This window comes from Brevundimonas sp. TSRC1-1, from assembly GCF_049898245.1.
GTDB lineage: Bacteria > Pseudomonadota > Alphaproteobacteria > Caulobacterales > Caulobacteraceae > Brevundimonas > Brevundimonas mediterranea_A.
This window is the reverse complement of sequence record NZ_JAFCXI010000004.1, coordinates 499,170-517,318: the sequence shown is the minus strand read 5'-3', so window position 1 is coordinate 517,318 and position 18,149 is coordinate 499,170. Positions and strand designations below refer to the sequence as shown.

The window sequence follows — 18,149 nt, the reverse complement described above, 5'->3', positions numbered from 1 at the left end:
CATGCTAGCCAAGGCGCATGAACCCCTCGCTGATCGCCATCCTCGTCGTCGTCCTGGCCGGGGGCGCCACCGCCCTGCAGGCGCCGACCAACGCCCGGCTGGCCTCGGCCGTCGCCTCGCCGGTCAACGCCGCCTTCATCTCCTTCGCCATCGGCACGACGGTGCTGGGGATCGTCGCCGCCCTGATGCAGACCCGGCCCGACATGGCCGCCGCCCGCGCCCTGCCCTGGTACGCCTGGCTGGGCGGAGTCTACGGCGCCTGTTTCGTGGTCGCCGCCGCCTGGGGCGTGCCGCGCCTCGGGGTGGCCATGACCATCACCCTGATGGTCGGCGGCCAGCTGCTGCTCAGCCTGGTCCTCGACCATTTCGGCGCCCTGGGCGTGCCGCGCCAGCCGCTGAACCTGGGCCGGATCGCCGGGGTGGGGCTTGTTCTCGCCGGCGTCCTTCTGGTTCGCCGGTCTTGAGCCTATATCCCCCCGGATGACCGAGGAGACGCTCGATTCCAACCTGAAGGCCGCCGCCCTGATCGCCGACGAGGCGCGCCGGGCCCCCGACAAGCCGGGCGTCTATCGCATGTACGGCGAGGACGGGTCCTGCCTCTATGTCGGCAAGGCCAAGTCGCTGAAGAAGCGGATCGTCCAGTACGCCCAGGGCCGGTTCCACACCCAGCGCATCGGCCTGATGGTGGCCCAGACGCGGTCGATGGAGCTGGTCGTCACGGCGTCCGAGACCGAGGCCCTGCTGCTGGAATCCAACTTCATCAAGAAGCTGAAGCCGCGTTTCAACGTCCTGCTGCGCGACGACAAGTCCTTCGCCGAGCTGATGATCCGCAGCGACCACCGCGCCCCCCAGGTGAAGAAGCATCGCGGCGCCCACACCACGCCGGGCCACTATTTCGGCCCCTTCGCCTCGACCTGGGCGGTCAACCGGACGCTGAACACGCTGCAGAAGGCCTTCCTGCTGCGCTCCTGTTCGGACAGCGTCTATGAGACCCGGACGCGGCCCTGCATGCTGCATCAGATCAAGCGCTGCTCGGCCCCCTGCACCGGCCTGATCAGCCTGGAGGACTACGGCGAGCTGGTCACCGAGGCCGAACAGTTCCTGCGCGGCAAGTCCCGCGCCGTCATCGGTCGCCTGTCGCAGGAGATGCAGGCGGCGTCGGACGCCATGGACTTCGAACAGGCCGCCCGCGTCCGCGACCGCATCCGCGCCCTGTCCGCCATTTCAATGGAGAACTCCGTCAGCGCCGACAGCGTGGCCGAGGGCGACGTCTTCGCCCTGCACTCCGACGGCGGCCAGGCCTGCGTCCAGGTCTTCTTCTACCGCGCCGGCCAGAACTGGGGCGGCCGCGCCTATTTCCCGCGTGTGGACAAGACCGACACCGATCCCGAGATCCTGGCCGCCTTCCTGGGTCAGTTCTATGAGGACAAGCCGATCCCGCGCCTGATCCTGTCCAACGTCCGCCCGCACGAGCTGGAGCTGCTGGAAGAGGCCTTTTCGATGAAGGCCGACCGCAGGATCGAGATCGTCCGCCCCCAGCGCGGCGAGAAACTGGCCCTGGTCGACCACGCCCTGACCAACGCCCGCGAAGCCCTGGGCCGCCGCCTGGCCGAAAGTTCGGCGCAAGGGAAAATCCTGGACGAGGTCTGTGAGGCCTTCGGTCTGGAAACCCGGCCCGAACGGATCGAGATCTACGACAACGCCCATATCCAGGGCACGAACGCGGTCGGCGGCATGGTCGTCGCCGGACCCGACGGCTTCCAGAAGTCGCAGTATCGCAAGTTCAACATCCGGGGCGAGGATCTGACCCCCGGCGACGACTACGGCATGATGCGCGAGGTGATGCGTCGCCGCTTCGCCCGCCTGGTCAAGGACGAGGAAGAGGGCGAGGACGCTGTCCGTCCCGACCTGCTGCTGATCGACGGCGGCGCGGGCCAGCTGGCCGAGGTGCTGGCCGTCTTGGCCGACCTGGGCCTGGACGACATCGCCGTGGTCGGCGTCGCCAAGGGGCCGGACCGCGATGCGGGGATGGAGAAGTTCTTCATGCCCGGCAAGCCCCCCTTCATGCTGCCGCTGAAGTCGCCGGCCCTCTACTACCTGCAACGGCTGCGCGACGAGGCCCACCGCTTCGCCAACGGCGCCCACGCCAAGCGCCGCTCGATGGACATCAAGAAGAATCCCCTCGACGAGATCGAAGGCGTCGGCCCCGGCCGCAAGAAGGCCCTGCTCCACGCCTTCGGCTCCGCCAAGGGCGTCAGCCGCGCCTCGGTGGCGGACCTGCTGAAGATCGACGGAATCAACCAGGCCCTGGCCGAACGCATCCACGCCTTCTTCAGGAAAAGCTGAAGTTCGGCCTCGGCCTTGCGGCCTCGTGGCCGTTGAGTCCGGATTGAAGCGAGGCTACAGGCGAGTCATGAGCGACATCGACGACGAACTCACCGCCGGATACCGCAGGTTCCGCACCGAGCACTGGCCCGCCGCCCGCGCCGGGTACGAAGCCCTGGCCGAGCTGGGCCAGAAGCCGCACACCCTGATCGTCGCCTGTTCCGACAGCCGCGCCGATCCGGCCCTGATCTTCGACGCGGCGCCCGGCCAACTGTTCGTGGTGCGCAACGTCGCCAATCTGGTCCCGCCCTACGAGCCGGACGGCCTGCTGCACGGGGTGTCGGCGGCGCTGGAGTTCGGGGTCAAGGTGCTGAACGTGCGCCGCATCGTCGTCATGGGCCACGCCCACTGCGGCGGGGTCGACGCCATGTTGAACGGGGCGCCCGACATCTGCGCCGACTTCGTCGCCCCCTGGGTAGCCCAGGGCTCGGCCGTCGTCCGCCGCGTCGCCGAGGAAGTGTCCGAAGATCAGGTCGAAGGCGCCGCCGAAGAGGCCGTCGTCCGCCTGTCGATCGAGAACCTGCGCACCTTCCCCTGGATCGCCGAGCGCGAGGCGGCCGGCGAACTGACCCTGACCGGCCTGCATTTCGGCATCGCCGACGGCGTCCTGCGCGCCCTGACGAACAAGCCGCGGTTCGAACCGTTGGCGTGACTTGCGCGAAGTAGTGGAAAACACTACTATTGAACCATGGAACGGACGATCACCGCGACTGAGGCCAATCGCGAGTTCTCGCGCATCTTTCGCGAGGTGGCGTCTGGCGAGTCCTATGTCGTCACCGCGCACGGCAAGCCGCTGGTGCGGATTACGCCTGCAACCGCCGGCGAGCCGACAGACGATGAACGCGTCGCTCGGCTGCACGCCCTGGTGGACGATTTGGCCGCCCTGCCCGCCCGCGCGCCCGGACGCATCACACGTGAAGACGGTTACGCTTGAAGCTGGCGCTCGACACCAACGTCCTGGGTTACGCCGCCGGCATCGGTGATGACGAACCCAAGCGTCAGCGCGCGTTAGGGGTGCTGAAGACCCTCGCCAGGCAGAACCTGATCATCCCGACCCAGGTTGCCGGCGAGTTCTACAACATCCTGACACGCAAGGGCGGACACCCGCCGAAGGTCGCCAGGAAGATCGTGCTGGACTGGAGCGCTGGCGTTGGGCTGACCGCCGCCTCGGCCACGACCATGGACGCCGCGCTGGAGGCCGCGGCCTTCTTCAATCTGCAGATCTGGGACGCCTTGATCCTGACCGTCGCCGCCGAAGCGGGCTGCGGCCTTCTGCTTTCCGAAGACATGCAGGACGGCTTCGTCTATCGAGGCGTGACCATCGCCAATCCGTTCGCGGAGACGCTTCATCCCCTGCTCGCGTCCCTGCTGGAAATCCTGCCATGACCACCTATCCGCACCGCGCCAATCCGATCCCGAACATCCTGACCGGCATCCGCCTGTTCGCCGGTGTGGTGATGTTCGCCATGATGGCCGGCGCCGCGCCGGGGGCGCTGGACGCCTGGCTGTCGCCGGACACCCAGGCCAAGTTCGGGATCTGGGCCTTCTGGATCTTCGTCATCGCCGCCTCGACCGACTGGGTCGACGGCTTCCTGGCGCGCCGCTGGAACTCGACCACGCGGTGGGGCGCCATCCTGGATCCGATCGCGGACAAGGTGTTGATCACGGGCGCCATCCTGGGCGTGCTCGCCTCCGGCTCCCTGCCGGGCATCGCCCTGCCTTGCGGCCTGATCCTGTTCCGTGAGTTCGCGGTCTCGGCCCTGCGCGAGACCATGGCCGGGCGGATCGAACTGCCCGTCACCCTGGCCGCCAAGTGGAAGACCACCGTGCAGATGGTCGCCCTGGCCGCGCTGCAACTGACCCTGTTGTGGAACGCCTTCGGCCTGCAGGAGCCGGACGGTTCGCCCCTGTCGTGGCAGCCGGCGTTCGAATCCTTCGCCGTCTTCCTGATCTGGTTCGCCGCCGTCATCACCCTGTGGACCGGCTGGCAGTATTTCCGCGAAGCCAAGCGCCAGATGCGGGATCTCTAGGGCCTGAGCGTCAGACCCGCCGGCGTCGCCTCGAAAGCGGACAGCCGACCCAGATAGCTCATGCCCAGCAGCGAATAGGTCAGGCCTTCCTCGACCACCAGGGCCTCGACCTTATCGACCCGAACCCCTGCGACCGAGATCGTCTTCAGTTCGACCGGCGCGGCCCGCACCACGCCCGAGGCGGTCTGGACCTTGCCGGTGAAGGCTTCCGGGGCCGGATCGACACCCAGCCGACGTGCATCGGCGCGCGTCAGGGCCACCACGCTGGCGCCCGTATCCACCAGAACCTGGACCGCACGGCCGTCGATTCTGGCCTGGGCCCAGTAGTGACCGTCCGGCCCCTTGACCACCTGGGTCGGGGTTCCGGACGCGGAAGCCGCGACAGCGACCTCAGCGGAAGCCGCCATGGCTGTCTCTCCGCCGTCCAGATGACGGATCGTGAAAGCTGTCGCGAACGAGGCCATGAGGGCGACGCTCAGCACGGCGGCGGACTGAAGGTCGATGCGGATCATGCACCCTGCCTATCCGACCCAGGTTGGAATGCGGTGAACCGACTTGGCTGACGAAAGCTTAAGCCCCGACCCGTCCTAGCCCAGCTTGGCCGGGTCCACCCGAGACCGCCGTGACGGCAGATCAGCCATCACCGCCGCCCTTTCCGCGTCGCTGAGCGCGCGCCAGCCGGCGATCTCGCCCAAGGTCCGGAAACACCCCAGACACAGGCCGCTTTCGCCATCGACGGCGCATACCATGACACAGGGCGTGGCGATCGATTTCGGCGGCCCGGCTGGACGCGAGGTCTCGCTCAATGTGACACCATCAAGAAATATACTCCGCTTGCTGATCGATAAATTTGCAATTTCCGCGAAACTGCCTATCTTGGGCTCTGACGCGAAACGACTGATGGTGAGATTCCATAGGTACGACGCGTCTCTTTTCATCGTTCTGCGAAAGGAGACGCCAAAATGAACGATAAGGAGCGTAACCTCCAACACGCCATGATGTCCTTCGCCCTGTGGGGCGGGATGCTGGTCAACAGTCGGCACATGCCGTCGAACTCGGGACGGGCGGTCAGCCATCCGTCCAACTTCGTACCCTATACGCCCAAGAAACCCTGACGGCCTCGAAAGCCTGACGTGCAGCAGCCCCGGTCCGCGCCGGGGCTTTTGCAATTCCGGGCTTGCGTGACGCGGCGTCGGCGTCCGATGACGGAGGGGGAACGAGGAGACGACCGATGGGCCTGATCGCCGAAACCAGACAGGGCGCGATCCTGATCTGGACGCTGGACCGCGAGACCCGGCTGAACGCCCTGCCCGACCTGACCGACGGCGACGAATTCGCCGACGCCTGCGCCCGCGCCAACGCCGACATGACGGTCAAATGCGTGGTCCTGACGGGCGCCGGGCGCGCCTTCTCGGCCGGCGGCGACCTGACCGCCATGCGAGACCGGCGCGACCTGTTCGAAGGCTCAGGCGCCGAGATCCGCGCCCGCTATCGCCGCGTCGTCCATCGGATCGTCCGCAGTCTCTATGATCTGGAGATTCCGCTGGTCTCGGCCGTCAACGGTCCGGCCATGGGCCTGGGCTGCGGCATCGCCGCCACCGCCGACATCCGCATCGCGTCCGAACGCGCCAGCTTCGGCGTGCCCTTCCTGAAGCTGGGCATCATTCCCGGCGACGGCGGGGCCTGGCGGCTGCCGCGCGACGTCGGCTATGCCCGCGCCGCCGAAATGCTGTTCACCGGCCGCAGCATCGACGCCGAGACGGCCGAGCGCTGGGGCCTGGTCAATCGGGTCGTGCCGCACGATCGGCTGATGGACGAAGCCCTGATCACCGCCGGCCAGATCGCCGCCCAGCCGCCCCAGGCCCTGCGCATGGCCAAGACCCTGATGCGCCAGGGCCGCGACCAGACCTTCGAACAGATCCTGGAGCTGTCGGCCGCCATGCAGGCCCTGGCCCATATGACCGAGGACCATCTGGAAGGCGTGAACGCGGTGCTGGAGAAGCGGCCGGGAGACTTCACCGGCCGCTGACCCGCCGGCTTACGACTGGCCGGCCGAACGCATGGCCTGGTTGGGCCCCACTCCGGCGCTGGCCGGGCGGGCGACGCCCGCCTTCTGGCCCGGCTTCATGAACTTCACCAGCACCCGCTGCCCGATCAGGAAGGGGGTGTTGTCGGCCGAAACCACCACTTCGACCACCCGTTCGTCGGTCCTGGCCGAGGGATCCTCGGACTGCAGCTGACGGGCGCCGAAGACTGCGGCGCGGCGCAGGACCCGCCCGACCGAAATCTTGGTCGGATCCCCCTCGGGCGTCAGTTCGACCTCCTGACCGACCGTGACATTGGGCAGGTCCGCCTCGACGATCTCGGCCCGCACGATGCGGTCGGTGTCCGGCTCAAGGTCGAACATGGCGGTGACGTTCAGGGTCGAGGCGCCGGCGCCGGGCTGGGCGTAGCGGCGGGCGATCCGACCGTCCATAGGCGCGCGGATCACCGTCAGTTCCTGATTATAGCGGGCCTCGTCCAGACGCGACTGGGCCGTCTGGATCGCGGCCTCCTGCGACGCGAGACGCGCTTCGGCCTGGGCGATCTGATCGCGGGCCTGATCCAGACGCTGGGCGGCGACGAAATTGGTCGAGGCCAGCCGCGACAGCCGGTTGTACTCGCGCCGGGCGGCGGTCAATTCGACGCGCGTCAGCCCCAGCTGCGCGCGGGTCTCCGACACAGCCGCAGCCGCGCTCTGCGCCGCCAGACGGGTCTCGTCGTCCTCCTGTCGCGCCAGGATCTGGCCGGTGACGACCCGGTCGCCCTCGTTGACGAAGACTTCACGCACCACGCCGCCGCGACGCGCGGCGACCTTGATCACCCCGCCCTCGACGTCGGCCTTGCCGTTGGCGATGGCGGCGTAGGGGCTGTCGATCTTCTGGGCGGATTCTTTCTCGACCTGGGCCTTCTTGGCCGCCCCGGCCTTGCTGAAGGCCATGAAGCCGACGACCAGGACGATGATCAGGACCAGGCCGATCCAGAGCCATTTGTTTTTGAGGAAGGCGGGCATGACGGTTCAGTCCGTTGGAAAAGGGTCTTAGTGGGACGCCAGCTGGGCGTCGGGATCAGGAGTGCGGCGCTGATCGTCCAGGATCCGGCCGTCCTCGATGTGAATGACCCGGTCGGCCCAGGCTTCCAGGCGCGGGTCGTGGGTCACGCAGATCACGGCGGCGCCGTGTTCGGTGGCGGCCCGGCGCAGCAGGCGGATGACCACCTGGCCGTTTTCGCCGTCGAGCGCCGAAGTCGGTTCGTCGGCGAACAGGATCTGCGGGTCCTTGGCCAGGGCGCGGGCGATCGCGACGCGTTGCTTCTCGCCGCCGGACAGGGCGTTGGGCCTCTGGTGCAGACGATGACCCAGGCCCACTTCTTCCAGCGCCGTGGTGGCGCGCTTCTTCGCGTCCGCCGACGACAGCCCCTGATACTTCAGCACCGTCATGACCTGCTGCAGGGCGGTCAGGGACGGGAACAGGTTGAACCCCTGGAAGATGAAGCCGCAGTGGTCCAGGCGGAACTTGTCGATCCGACCCGAGCCGTAGGTCCACAGGTCGTCGACGTCCAGTATGTCCACCCGGCCCTCCTCGGGCTTCAGCAGGCCCGAGAGATTGGCGATCAGGGTGGACTTGCCGGAACCGGAGGGCCCCATGACCATGGTCAGGTCGCCGTGCCGCGCATCGAAATCGACGCCCTTGAGGACTTCGACCCAGCTGCGGCCCGTCTTGAACCGTTTGACCAGGCCCTTGGCTTCGATGGCGAAGTCGCCGTGTTTGCCGTGCACTTTCGTATGAGTGTTCATCGCAGCAGGTCCGCCGGCTGGCTGTTCTTGAGGACGCCCAGCGACAACAGACCGGACAGCAGGGCGATGACGATCAGCATCAGCGACACCATCATCACCATCATGGGCGGGAAGGACATGGTCAGGCCCGAACCGGCCGCCAGCAGGCTGACCCCCCAGGTCAGGACGAAGGCCGCCAGCACCCCGGCGATCCCGACCCAGAAGCTGAGCTCCAGCACGATCCAGCGCAGCGACCCCATGGCGACGCCCAGGGCGCGCAGCGAGGCGAACTCCTTGATATTGGCCATGATGGCGCCGCGCAGCGTCTGCCAGGTGATCGCCACCCCGATCAGCACGCCCAAGAACAGCGAAAAGCCCAGCATGATGGCGATGAAGCTCTCCTTCATCATCGCCCCTTCATTGGCCTTGGCCAGATCCTGACGCGTCCAGGCCTTGAACTGGCCGTTCGAGATAGAGTTCAGCTGGGCGACCACGATGGGCGCGCGCGCCGGATCCTTGATCTGCACCATCAGCGGTCCGACCCGTTCGCCGGTGTTGGCCTCGCCCAGCATCCGCAGGGTGTCGCGCGACATGACGACCGTCGCCTGCATCATGTTGGGATAGCCCTGGGTCACGGCCGCGACCCGGACAGTCTTGCCGTTGTAGCTGGCCTGATCCCCCAGTTTGACGCCCAATCGCCCCAAAGCCGTCTGGTCAACCGCCACCGCATAGGGCTGACGCAGAGCCTCGACCAGGTCGTCGGAATAGTCGACCGGCACCGTCACCGCGCCAGGCACGGCGTCGATGGTGGTGACGTTGACGAACTCCATCTTCTTGGCGCCGGGCGCGGCCGGGTCGCCGCCGGGCTCCTTATCCTTGACGATGTTCTGCCAACGACCGCCGGAACCGTCCAGATCGGCCACGGCCAGGACTTCCGGATGCTGATAGACCACCGGCATGATTCGCCGCGGCACGCCTGAGGGGCCGCCGTTGAACAGGGCGGTCGCGCCCGGGCTCAGAATCATGATGTCGGCGCGGGCCCGATCGATCTGGGCCGTGAAGGCCTTGCCGATGCCCATGAACATGCCGACCTGGGCCAGGACGAGCAATCCCGAGAAGGCGAGCGCCACGACGGCCGCCATGTAGCGACGCCACTCGTAGAGCAAGGTTGATAGCGCAAGCGACATGGTTGTCGATAAATCCCCGATACGTCCGTCTATCTGAGCGAGCGCGGCATCACGGCCAAGTTAAATCGGGGTAAGGCTTGCTTTTGACCCGTGCGACCACGGGCCGTAGGGCAAAGGCCGTCTCGCCTCTTGGCGGCGTCGCCGAAACGGCGCTAGTTACAAGTTAACAGGCGGATCATCCTCGCTCCGCCCTCTGTAGGAAACCCCGCATGTCCCTGCCGTCCCTTCGTCTCACCGCCTCGCTGGCCGCCCTCGGCGCCGCGACCGTCGTCCTGTCCGCCCCCGCGACCTCGGCCCGCGCCGACGAGGGCATGTGGACCTTCGACAACTTCCCCATCGCCACGGTGAACGAAAAGTACGGCACGAACATCGACCAGGCCTGGCTGGATCGCGTGCGCAACGCCGCCGTCCGCCTGCAGGGCTGTTCGGCCTCGCTGGTCTCGGGCGAAGGCCTGATCCTGACCAATCACCACTGTGTCGTGGGCTGCGTCCAGGACCTGTCCAGCGCCGAGAACGACTACGTCAAGAACGGCTGGATGCCCGCGACCCGCGAGGAAGAGAAGAAATGCCCCGGCCAGACGGCCGAGATCCTGACCGACATCACCGATGTGACCGACCGGGTCGTCGGCGCCGGCGCCGGGCTTGAGGGCGCGGCCTTCGTCCAGGCCCGGGCCGCCGAGATCGACAAGATCCAGAAGGAGGTCTGCGGCGACGACCAGAAGCTGACCTGCCAGGTCATCAGCCTGTACCGCGGCGGCCAGTACAAGCTGTACAAGTTCCGCAAGTACGACGACGTGCGCCTGGTCTTCGCGCCCGAGTTCCAGGCGGCCTTCTTCGGCGGCGACCCGGACAATTTCAACTTCCCGCGCTACGCCCTGGATGCCGGTTTCCTGCGCATCTACGAGGACGGCAAGCCGGTCGCCACGCCGAACCACCTGGCCTGGAACCCCAATGCGCCCAAGGAAGGCGACGTCACCTTCGTCGCCGGCAACCCGGGCTCGACCTCGCGCCTGCTGACCATGGCCCAGTTGGAGGCCCTGCGTGACCAGCAACTGCCGCTGACCCTGATCCAGACATCGGAACTGCGCGGTCGCCTGCTGGAGTATTCGACCACCGGCGAAGAGGCCAAGCGCGTCTCGGTCGATCCGATCTTCGGCCTGGAGAACGGCTTCAAGGTCTATTACGGCCAACAGGGCGCCCTGACCGACCCGGCCTTCATGGCGACGAAGCGGACGGCCGAACAGGAACTGCGCCAGCGCGTCGCCGCCGACCCGGCCCTGGCCCAGACCATCGGCGACCCGTGGGCCGAGCTGGAGCGCGTTTCGACCGCCCAGCGCGACCTCTACCTGCCCTACCGCCAGTTGGAAGCCGCCGCCGGCCAACGCTCGTCACTGTACAGCTACGCCAAGTCCATCGTCCGCGCCGCCAAGGAACGCGCCAAGCCGGTCGCCGAACGCCGCGCCGGCTATTCGGACGCCGACATCGCCGCCCTGGGCCGTCGCCTGGCGACCGAGACCCCGATCTCGAACGATCTCGAGAAGATCTATCTCGACTTCTGGCTGTCCAAGACCCGCGAATATCTGACCGTCGACAATGCGAACGTGAAGGCCCTGCTGGGCAAGGAAAGTCCGGAACAGATCGCCGAACGCCTGGTGGACGGCACCCGCCTGGCCGATCCGGCCTTCCGCGCCCAGGCCCTGGCCATGACGCCGGAACAGCTGGCCGCCTCGGGCGACCCGCTGATCGCCTTCGTCCTGGCCAATGACGATGCGGCCCAGGCGATCCGCACCCAGTGGGAATCGGCCGTGTCCGGCCCGACCAGCCGCGCCGGCGAAAAGATCGCCCAGGCCCGGTTCGCGGTCTACGGCACCAACCTCTACCCCGACGCCACCTTCAGCCTGCGCCTGTCCTACGGTCAGGTGAAGGGCTGGACCTATCGCGGCGTGACGGTGACGCCCTTCACCGAGATCGGCGGCCTGTACGAGCGCAACACCGGCGCCGAGCCCTTCAACGCCGCCGAGGACTGGATGGCGGCCGAGGGCAAGGTCAACAAGTCGACGGTCTATGACTTCGTCTCGACCAACGACATCATCGGCGGCAACTCGGGCTCGCCCGTGATCAACGCCAAGGGTGAAGTCATCGGCGCCGCCTTCGACGGCAACATCCACTCGCTGGGCGGCAGCTTCGGCTACGACGGCGAGCTGAACCGCACGGTCACCGTCTCGACCGCCGCCATCACCGAGGCCCTCCGCACCGTCTACAACCAGCCGCGCCTGCTGCGCGAGCTGGGCGTGCGGCGCTAATACCGACGCATAAGCGCCTCTCCCTCCCCCTCGGGGGAGGGGGGTCGCGAAGCGACCGGGTGGGAAGGGCTCGGCGATCCGTCACAGGACCGAGCCCTTGTCGCCCTGCCGCCCCCACCCGTCCGGCGCTACGCGCCGGCCACCCTCCTCGGACGGGGAGGGAGAGTTCTGGAACCCCACCCCCCATGCGCCTCGCCCTTCTCGCCTCCGCCGCCGTCGTCGCCGTCGCAGCCGCCTCCTCGGCCTCCGCCGAAGAAGGCATGTGGACCTTCGACAACTTCCCCGTCGCCCGCGCCAACCAGACGCTGGGAACCGACATCGACCAGGCCTTCCTGGACCGTGTCCGCCTGTCGTCAGTGAAGTTCGGCGGCTGTTCGGCGGGCGTCATCTCGGGCCAGGGCCTGGTCATGACCAACAATCACTGCGTCGCCACCTGCGTCGCCAACCTCTCCACGCCCCAGGTCAACTACGCCGAGACCGGCTTCCTCCCGAAGTCGCGCGAGGAAGAGCTGAAATGCCCCGGCGCCACAGCCGAAATCCTGACCGACATCAGCGACGTGACCGAACGGATGCACAAGGCCGGCGCCGGTCTTGAAGGCCAGGCCTTCACCCAGGCCCGCGACGCCGAGGCCGGCCGGATCGAGAGCGAAGCCTGCGGCCATGATCCCAAGATCCGCTGCCAGGTCGTCAGCCTGTACCGGGGCGGCCAGTTCAAGCTCTACACCTACCGCAAATATTCCGACGTCCGCCTGGCCTGGGCGCCCGAGGACCGGGCCGCCACCTTCGGCGGCGATCTGGACAACTTCTCCTTCCCCCGTTTCGCCATCGATGCGGCCTTCATCCGCCTGTACGAAGACGGCCAGCCGGTCGCGACCCCGACCCATTTCGCCTGGAACCCGAACAAGCCGACCGAGGGCGAGGCCGTCTTCATCTCCGGCAATCCCGGTTCGACCCAGCGCCTGCTGACCATGGACCAGCTGACCACCATCCGCGACGTGGTCCTGCCGCTGGACCAGTTGATCGCCTCCGAACTGCGCGGCCGGTTGATCCGCTATTCCGAAGAGGGCGAGGAGCAGGCCTTCATCGCCATGGACCCCATCGTCAGCCTGGAGAACACCTACAAGCGCGGCCGTGGCCGGATGGCCGCCCTGATCGATCCGGCCTTCATGGCCCGCAAGGCCGAGCAGGAAACCGACTTCCGCGCCCGCGCCGCCGCATCCGGCGTCGATCCCTGGTCCACGCTCAGCACGGTCCAGCCCGTCGCCCGCGAGCTCTATCCGTCCATGGCCCTGCTGGAAGGCGGCACGGGCCTGGGCACGACCTCGGTCGCCGGCGGGTCGCAGTTGTTCGCCTATGCCCGCACCCTGGTGCGCGGCGCCCAGGAGCGGGCCAAGCCGTCCGACCAGCGCCTGCCCGAGTTCGCCGACAGCCGCCTGTCCGGCGTCGAATCCCGCCTGTTCGCCGAACGCCCCACCTATCCCGAGCTTGAGCAGATCCGGCTGGAATGGTGGCTGTCCAAGACCCGCGAATGGCTGACGGTCGACAACCCTTCGGTCCGCACCCTGTTGGGCAAGGAGAGCCCCGAGACCCTGTCCGCCCGCGTCGTCGCCGGCACGACCCTGGCTGACCCGGCCGTGCGCCGCGCCCTGTGGACCGGCGGTCTCGCCGCCGTCCAGGCCTCGACCGATCCGATGATCCAGTACGCCCTGGCCATTGACGCCGACGCCCGCGCCGTCCGCGACGCCTGGGAGACGCGGGTCCAGGCCCCGACCGACCGCGCCTCGGAAGCGCTGGCCGCCGCCCGCTTCGCCGCCTATGGCGACGCCGTCTATCCCGACGCCACCGGCACCCTGCGCCTGACCTATGGCCAGGTCGAAGGCTCGGACGTTCCGGGTCAGAGGTTCGCCGCCTTCACCACCTTCGCCGGCCTGTGGGACCGCGCCACCGGCGCCGAGCCCTTCGCCGTCGCGCCCAAACTGCTGGCGGCCAAGGACCGGATCGACCCGAACGCCGTCATGGACATGGCCGTCTCGACCGACACCATCGGCGGCTCATCCGGTTCGCCCGCCATCAATGCGAAGGGCGAGATCGTGGGGGCCAATTTCGACTCCACCGTCCTGACCCAGCGCAACGCCTACGGCTACGACCGCGCCGTCAACCGCAGCGTCATCGTCACCACCCAGGCCGTGACCGTCGCCCTGCGCGACGTCTATGGCATGGACCATCTGGTGCAGGAGCTGGGCGTTTCCCCAGACCGGGAGCGGTGAGCGACATCGCCTTCCGCACGGCGACACTCGAGGACGTCGCCGCGCTTCATCCCCTGATCGAGCGCGCCTATCGCGGCGAGACGGCCAAGGCCGGCTGGACGCACGAGGCGGACCTGCTGTTCGACACCCGCACCAGCGCCGAGGAGCTGTCGGCCCTGATCGCCGATCCCGACCGGGTCATCCTGCTGGCCCATCGGGACGGCGCCCCGGTCGGCTGCGTCCAGGTCGCCCGCGTCGGCGACGACCGGGCCTATCTCGGCCTGCTGACCGTCGAGCCGAGCCTGCAAGCCTCCGGCCTGGGCCGCCGCCTGCTGGCCGCCGCAGAGACCGAGGCCGTCGCCCGGTTCGCGGCCCGCCGCATGGAGATGACCGTCATCCACCGCCGCGCGGAACTGATCGCCTGGTACGAACGGCGCGGCTACCGCCCCACCGGCGAGACCCGCCCCTTCCCCGTCGATCCGCCTCGGCCCGAGCTGGATTTCGTGGTGCTGGAGAAGGGGCTGTAAACTCCCCTTCCTTCTCCCTTGGGGAGAAGGTGGCCCGAAGGGCCGGATGAGGGCCCGCCGGTGGGCCAGCTCGCACCGCCGCGCCCCTCACCCTTGCGCGCAAGACTGATCGCTACGCTCTCAGCCGCTCAAGCCCTCCCCGCTGGGAGAGGGATCTTCGAACGGCCCCTTGCAAAACGGACACCCATGTCCATTTATGCGCGTCATCATGTCGCGCCCCGCCCCCAAACATGTCCGTAAGGACGTCGTCCACAACCACGCCGCCCTGCTTGAGGCCGCGCGCGCGGTCTTCGCCGACCAGGGGCTGGACGCGCCGCTGGACCTGATCGCGGAAAAGGCCGGCGTCGGACGCGGCACCCTGTATCGTCATTTCGCCGACCGCACCGAACTGGCCCTGGCCGTGCTTGAGGCCGACCTCGCCGACCTGGACCGCCGCACCGCCGAACAGGGCGACGCCCCGGAAGCCTTCTTCTGGTTTCTGGACCGGCTGGCGGAAGACATGATCCGCAACGCCGGCCTGGCGGGGTTGGTCCGGAACGTGAGGTCGCCCGATGCGCTTACCCCCCTGCGGCAGAGCTTGATGGAGGCGGGCGCCGCCCCCCTCGAACGGGCCCAGGCGGCCGGTCTGGTGCGAAAGGATCTGCGGCCGATGGACATCCGCCTGATCGCCACCCTGCTGGGCGCCGGCTTCCAGGGCGCCGACGAGGCCGAGCGTCAGGCCGTGTCCCAGCGCACCCGCGTCATCATTCTGGACGGGCTGAAGCCCAGGCCGGAGGCGTCCTGATGGCTCGTCGCGCCGATCACAACTGGCATCTGCCCTGGGAGCAGTATCTCGCCACCCTGAAGCCGCACGAGCGACCCACCCTGCCCGGCTCGCCGGCCACGCCCGACCATACGGCCTGGCTGCGGTTGCAGTACGCCCTGACCGGGGTTCTGGTGGCCCTGGTCGGCAGCCTGGGCAACGCGGCCGTCACCGCCAATCTGACCAGTCTTCAGGGCTCGTTGGGGATCACGATCACCGAGGCGGCCTGGCTGCCGGTCGTCTTCGTCATGACCAACGCCTGCATGAACCTGATCCTGTTCAAGTTCCGCCAGCAATACGGCCTGCGCCTGTTCACCCAGATCTGCCTGACCGCCTTCGTCGTCACCTGCGCCGCCCACCTGGCGGTCGACAACTATGAGTCCACCCTGTTCGTCCGCGCCGTCGCAGGCATGGCGGCGGTGGGGCTCAGCACCCTGGGCTTCCTCTATATGATCCAGGCCTTCCCGGCCCAGCACCGCCTGAAGGGACTGGTGATCGGCATCGGCCTGTCCAGCTTCGCCGTCCCCATCGCCCGCCTGATCATGCCCAGCCTGCTGGAGATGAACGACTGGCGCGCCTTCTACACCTTCGAGCTGGGCATGGCGCTTCTGGCCTGGGCCGCCGTCCAGGTGCTGCGCCTGCCCCCGTCCGAGCGGCTGAAGCTGTTCGAGCCGCTGGACTTCGTCACCTTCGCCCTGTTCGCGCCGGGCGTGGCCCTGCTGGCCGCCGTCCTGGGTCTGGGCCGGATCGTCTGGTGGACCGAGGCCGCCTGGATCGGCTGGGCCCTGGCCGGCGCCATCCTGCTGCTGACTGCGGCGCTGATGATCGAGTACGATCGGCGGAATCCGCTAATCAACGTCCGCTGGCTGACCGGCCCGGACATCCTGCGCCTGTTCGGCGCCATCCTGCTGATCCGCATCACCCTGTCGGAACAGACCTCGGGCGCCGTGGGCTTCCTGACCGTGGTCGGCCTGGGTCCGGACCAGTTGCACGGTCTCTTCCTGCTGATCCTGCTGGCCATGATCGCCGGCACGGCGGTCAGCGCCCTGACCCTGAACATGGCCAAGCTGAACAAGCCCATCGCCATCGCCCTGGGCCTCATCGCCGTCGGCGCCTTCATCGACAGCCACGCCACCGTTCTGACCCGTCCGGCCCAGCTGTATGTCAGCCAGGCCATGATCGCCTTCGCCTCGGCCATGTTCGTCGGCCCGGCCCTGCTGATCGGCGTCGGCAAGGTGCTGCAACAGGGGGCGCGCAACATCATCAGCTTCATCGTCATGTTCAGCGTGCTTCAGAACCTGGGCGCCCTAGCCGGCAGCGCCCTGATCGGCACGATCCAGGTGGTGCGCGAGAAATTCCATTCGAACCAGCTGTCCGCCGACATCACCAGCCTGAATCCCGAGGTGGTTCTGCGCCTGCGCCAGCTGTCCGGCGCCTATGCCTCGACCATCACCGACCCGGCCCTGCTGAACGCCGAGGGCGTGGCCATGCTGACCCGTCAGGTGACGCAACAGGCCAATATCCTGGCCTATAACGACGTCTTCCTGATCATCGCCGCGGCCGCCGGCCTGGGCTGCGCCTGGGTCACGGCCGTCCATCTGCATCCACGTTTCGAGGCGCGCCGCCAGGCGAAGCGCGCCGCCCGTTCCATGACCGCCGACCCAGCACCCGCCGCCGCCCCGACCGCCGCCCCGACCGCCGACTGATCCCCTGAAAGCCCCCCGCACGCCGATGACCGACACGACATCCCCCCAATCCGCTCAACCTGCGCCTTCGCCTGCGTCGCCGCCCGAGCCGGACAAACGCGTCCTCTGGGCCGTGATCGCCGCGGTGGTCGCGGTCTTCGCCGTGGGCCTGGTGCTGTACGCCTGGCAGTTGCCGCCCTTCACCGGCCATGTGCAGCGGACCGACAACGCCTATGTGCGCGGCCAGGTGACGATCATCAGCCCCCAGGTCAGCGGCTATGTGGTCCAGGTCCCGGTCCAGGACTTCCAGGCCGTTCAGCAGGGCCAGCTGCTGGCCCAGGTCGATGACCGCACCTATCGCCAGAAGCTGGAGCAGGCCGAGGCGGCGCTGCATTCCGCCCAGGCGGCCCTGTCCAACTCGACCCAGAGCCAGGCCTCGGCCCGCGGCGCGGTGGCGCAACAGCGCGCCGGCATCGCCGCCGCCCAGGCCGCCCTGACCCGCGCCCAGGCCGACGCCGACCGCGCCCGCACCCTGAAGGCCGGGGGCTGGGTGTCGCAATCCAATGTGGACATCGCCGTCGCCGCCCTGCGCAGCGCCCAGGCCCAGCTGGCCCAGGCCCAGGCCGGCGAAGGCGTGGCCCAGACCGGCGTCACCTCGGCCGTGGTCAACCGCGACAGTCTGGCCGCCGCCGTCGAGAACGCCCAGGCCGCCGTCCGCCTGGCCCAGATCGACCTGGCCAACACCCGGATCACCGCCCCCCGCCCCGGCCGCCTGGGCGAGGTCGGCGTGCGCCAGGGCCAGTATGTCACCGCCGGAACCCAGCTGATGGGCCTGGTGCCCGACGTCGTCTGGGTCACGGCCAATATGAAGGAGACCCAGATGCGCGACATCCGCATCGGCCAGCCGGTCGAGATCGCGGTCGATTCCCTGGGCGGCCGGACCCTGCGCGGGCGCGTCGAACGCATCGCCCCCGCCGCCGGCAGCGAGTTCAGCGTCATCCGCCCCGACAACGCCACCGGCAACTTCACCAAGGTCGCCCAACGCATCCCGGTCCGCATCCGCATCGAGCCGGGGCAGGCGGGCGTGGAGCGTCTCGCGCCGGGGATGTCGGTGGTGGCGAAGGTGGATACGGGGGGTGTGTAGAATAATTGTTTGGCGTCATGGTTAGC

General features: G+C 68.2%; 19 protein-coding genes. 14 read left to right on the top strand and 5 right to left on the bottom strand.

Going from position 1 to position 18,149, the window contains the following annotated elements; genetic code table 11:
• The first annotated feature begins 17 nt into the window (after positions 1-17).
• From ACP7CK_RS16025 to pgsA, 6 genes are all read left to right on the top strand, one after another.
• Positions 18-464, top strand: a complete 447-nt coding sequence (locus ACP7CK_RS16025) for a DMT family transporter (RefSeq protein ID WP_426026653.1) — start codon at positions 18-20, stop codon at positions 462-464.
• 16 nt (positions 465-480) lie between these two features.
• Positions 481-2,346, top strand: coding sequence for an excinuclease ABC subunit UvrC (uvrC, locus tag ACP7CK_RS16020; RefSeq protein ID WP_426026652.1), 1,866 nt, complete (start codon positions 481-483; stop codon positions 2,344-2,346).
• Between the two features lie 67 nt (positions 2,347-2,413).
• Complete coding sequence (locus tag ACP7CK_RS16015; protein WP_426026651.1) at positions 2,414-3,037, top strand: carbonic anhydrase; 624 nt, start codon at positions 2,414-2,416, stop codon at positions 3,035-3,037.
• Positions 3,038-3,073: 36 nt separating this feature from the next.
• On the top strand, positions 3,074-3,319 hold the full coding sequence (locus ACP7CK_RS16010; RefSeq protein WP_035309584.1) for a type II toxin-antitoxin system Phd/YefM family antitoxin: 246 nt from the start codon (positions 3,074-3,076) through the stop codon (positions 3,317-3,319).
• Positions 3,316-3,771, top strand: coding sequence for a PIN domain-containing protein (locus tag ACP7CK_RS16005; protein WP_372705216.1), 456 nt, complete (start codon positions 3,316-3,318; stop codon positions 3,769-3,771). The genes ACP7CK_RS16010 and ACP7CK_RS16005 overlap by 4 nt, the downstream gene beginning before the upstream one ends.
• Entirely contained in the window at positions 3,768-4,415 is a 648-nt protein-coding gene (pgsA, locus tag ACP7CK_RS16000; protein WP_008262640.1) for a CDP-diacylglycerol--glycerol-3-phosphate 3-phosphatidyltransferase, read from the top strand. Before ACP7CK_RS16005 ends, pgsA begins: the two co-directional genes overlap by 4 nt.
• Here pgsA and ACP7CK_RS15995 read toward each other — a convergent pair.
• Both ACP7CK_RS15995 and ACP7CK_RS15990 read right to left on the bottom strand, forming a co-directional pair.
• Positions 4,412-4,927, bottom strand: coding sequence for a retropepsin-like aspartic protease family protein (locus ACP7CK_RS15995; RefSeq protein WP_292150432.1), 516 nt, complete (start codon positions 4,925-4,927; stop codon positions 4,412-4,414). The genes pgsA and ACP7CK_RS15995 overlap by 4 nt on opposite strands.
• A 75-nt stretch (positions 4,928-5,002) precedes the next feature.
• Complete coding sequence (locus ACP7CK_RS15990) at positions 5,003-5,164, bottom strand: DUF1289 domain-containing protein (protein WP_008262298.1); 162 nt, start codon at positions 5,162-5,164, stop codon at positions 5,003-5,005.
• A gap of 213 nt (positions 5,165-5,377) precedes the next feature.
• Here ACP7CK_RS15990 and ACP7CK_RS15985 point away from each other — a divergent pair, with 213 nt between their 5' ends.
• Together ACP7CK_RS15985 and ACP7CK_RS15980 are read left to right on the top strand one after the other, a co-directional pair.
• Positions 5,378-5,530, top strand: coding sequence for a hypothetical protein (locus ACP7CK_RS15985; protein ID WP_164952605.1), 153 nt, complete (start codon positions 5,378-5,380; stop codon positions 5,528-5,530).
• 116 nt (positions 5,531-5,646) lie between these two features.
• Positions 5,647-6,444, top strand: coding sequence for a crotonase/enoyl-CoA hydratase family protein (locus ACP7CK_RS15980; RefSeq protein ID WP_292150434.1), 798 nt, complete (start codon positions 5,647-5,649; stop codon positions 6,442-6,444).
• Between the two features lie 9 nt (positions 6,445-6,453).
• Here the strand turns inward: ACP7CK_RS15980 and ACP7CK_RS15975 are convergent, their stop codons facing one another.
• Genes ACP7CK_RS15975 through ACP7CK_RS15965 form a run of 3 tightly spaced genes read right to left on the bottom strand, consistent with a single transcriptional unit; the run spans position 6,454 to position 9,416 of the window.
• The gene (locus ACP7CK_RS15975; RefSeq protein WP_426026650.1) at positions 6,454-7,467 is read right to left on the bottom strand and encodes an HlyD family secretion protein; all 1,014 of its coding nucleotides are present in this window, start codon (positions 7,465-7,467) and stop codon (positions 6,454-6,456) included.
• Between the two features lie 27 nt (positions 7,468-7,494).
• Complete coding sequence (locus tag ACP7CK_RS15970; protein WP_035309575.1) at positions 7,495-8,250, bottom strand: ABC transporter ATP-binding protein; 756 nt, start codon at positions 8,248-8,250, stop codon at positions 7,495-7,497.
• Complete coding sequence (locus ACP7CK_RS15965; RefSeq protein ID WP_035309573.1) at positions 8,247-9,416, bottom strand: ABC transporter permease; 1,170 nt, start codon at positions 9,414-9,416, stop codon at positions 8,247-8,249. The genes ACP7CK_RS15970 and ACP7CK_RS15965 overlap by 4 nt, the downstream gene beginning before the upstream one ends.
• A gap of 209 nt (positions 9,417-9,625) precedes the next feature.
• Here ACP7CK_RS15965 and ACP7CK_RS15960 point away from each other — a divergent pair, with 209 nt between their 5' ends.
• The 6 genes from ACP7CK_RS15960 (at position 9,626) to ACP7CK_RS15935 (ending at position 18,123) form a co-directional block, all read left to right on the top strand.
• Positions 9,626-11,719 carry a S46 family peptidase gene (locus ACP7CK_RS15960; protein WP_426026649.1) on the top strand — a complete coding sequence of 698 codons (2,094 nt, stop codon included), beginning with the start codon at positions 9,626-9,628 and terminating at the stop codon, positions 11,717-11,719.
• 185 nt (positions 11,720-11,904) lie between these two features.
• Positions 11,905-13,986 carry a S46 family peptidase gene (locus ACP7CK_RS15955; protein WP_426026648.1) on the top strand — a complete coding sequence of 694 codons (2,082 nt, stop codon included), beginning with the start codon at positions 11,905-11,907 and terminating at the stop codon, positions 13,984-13,986.
• Positions 13,983-14,492 carry a GNAT family N-acetyltransferase gene (locus ACP7CK_RS15950; protein WP_426026647.1) on the top strand — a complete coding sequence of 170 codons (510 nt, stop codon included), beginning with the start codon at positions 13,983-13,985 and terminating at the stop codon, positions 14,490-14,492. Before ACP7CK_RS15955 ends, ACP7CK_RS15950 begins: the two co-directional genes overlap by 4 nt.
• A 208-nt stretch (positions 14,493-14,700) precedes the next feature.
• A complete protein-coding gene (locus ACP7CK_RS15945) occupies positions 14,701-15,276 on the top strand; it encodes a TetR/AcrR family transcriptional regulator (RefSeq protein WP_008261319.1) in 576 nt (191 codons plus the stop codon).
• Positions 15,276-17,000: an MFS transporter gene (locus ACP7CK_RS15940; protein WP_426026646.1), complete on the top strand. Its 1,725-nt coding sequence runs from the start codon at positions 15,276-15,278 to the stop codon at positions 16,998-17,000. The genes ACP7CK_RS15945 and ACP7CK_RS15940 overlap by 1 nt, the downstream gene beginning before the upstream one ends.
• A 25-nt stretch (positions 17,001-17,025) precedes the next feature.
• A complete protein-coding gene (locus ACP7CK_RS15935) occupies positions 17,026-18,123 on the top strand; it encodes an HlyD family secretion protein (protein ID WP_426026645.1) in 1,098 nt (365 codons plus the stop codon).
• Positions 18,124-18,149 lie beyond the last annotated feature (26 nt).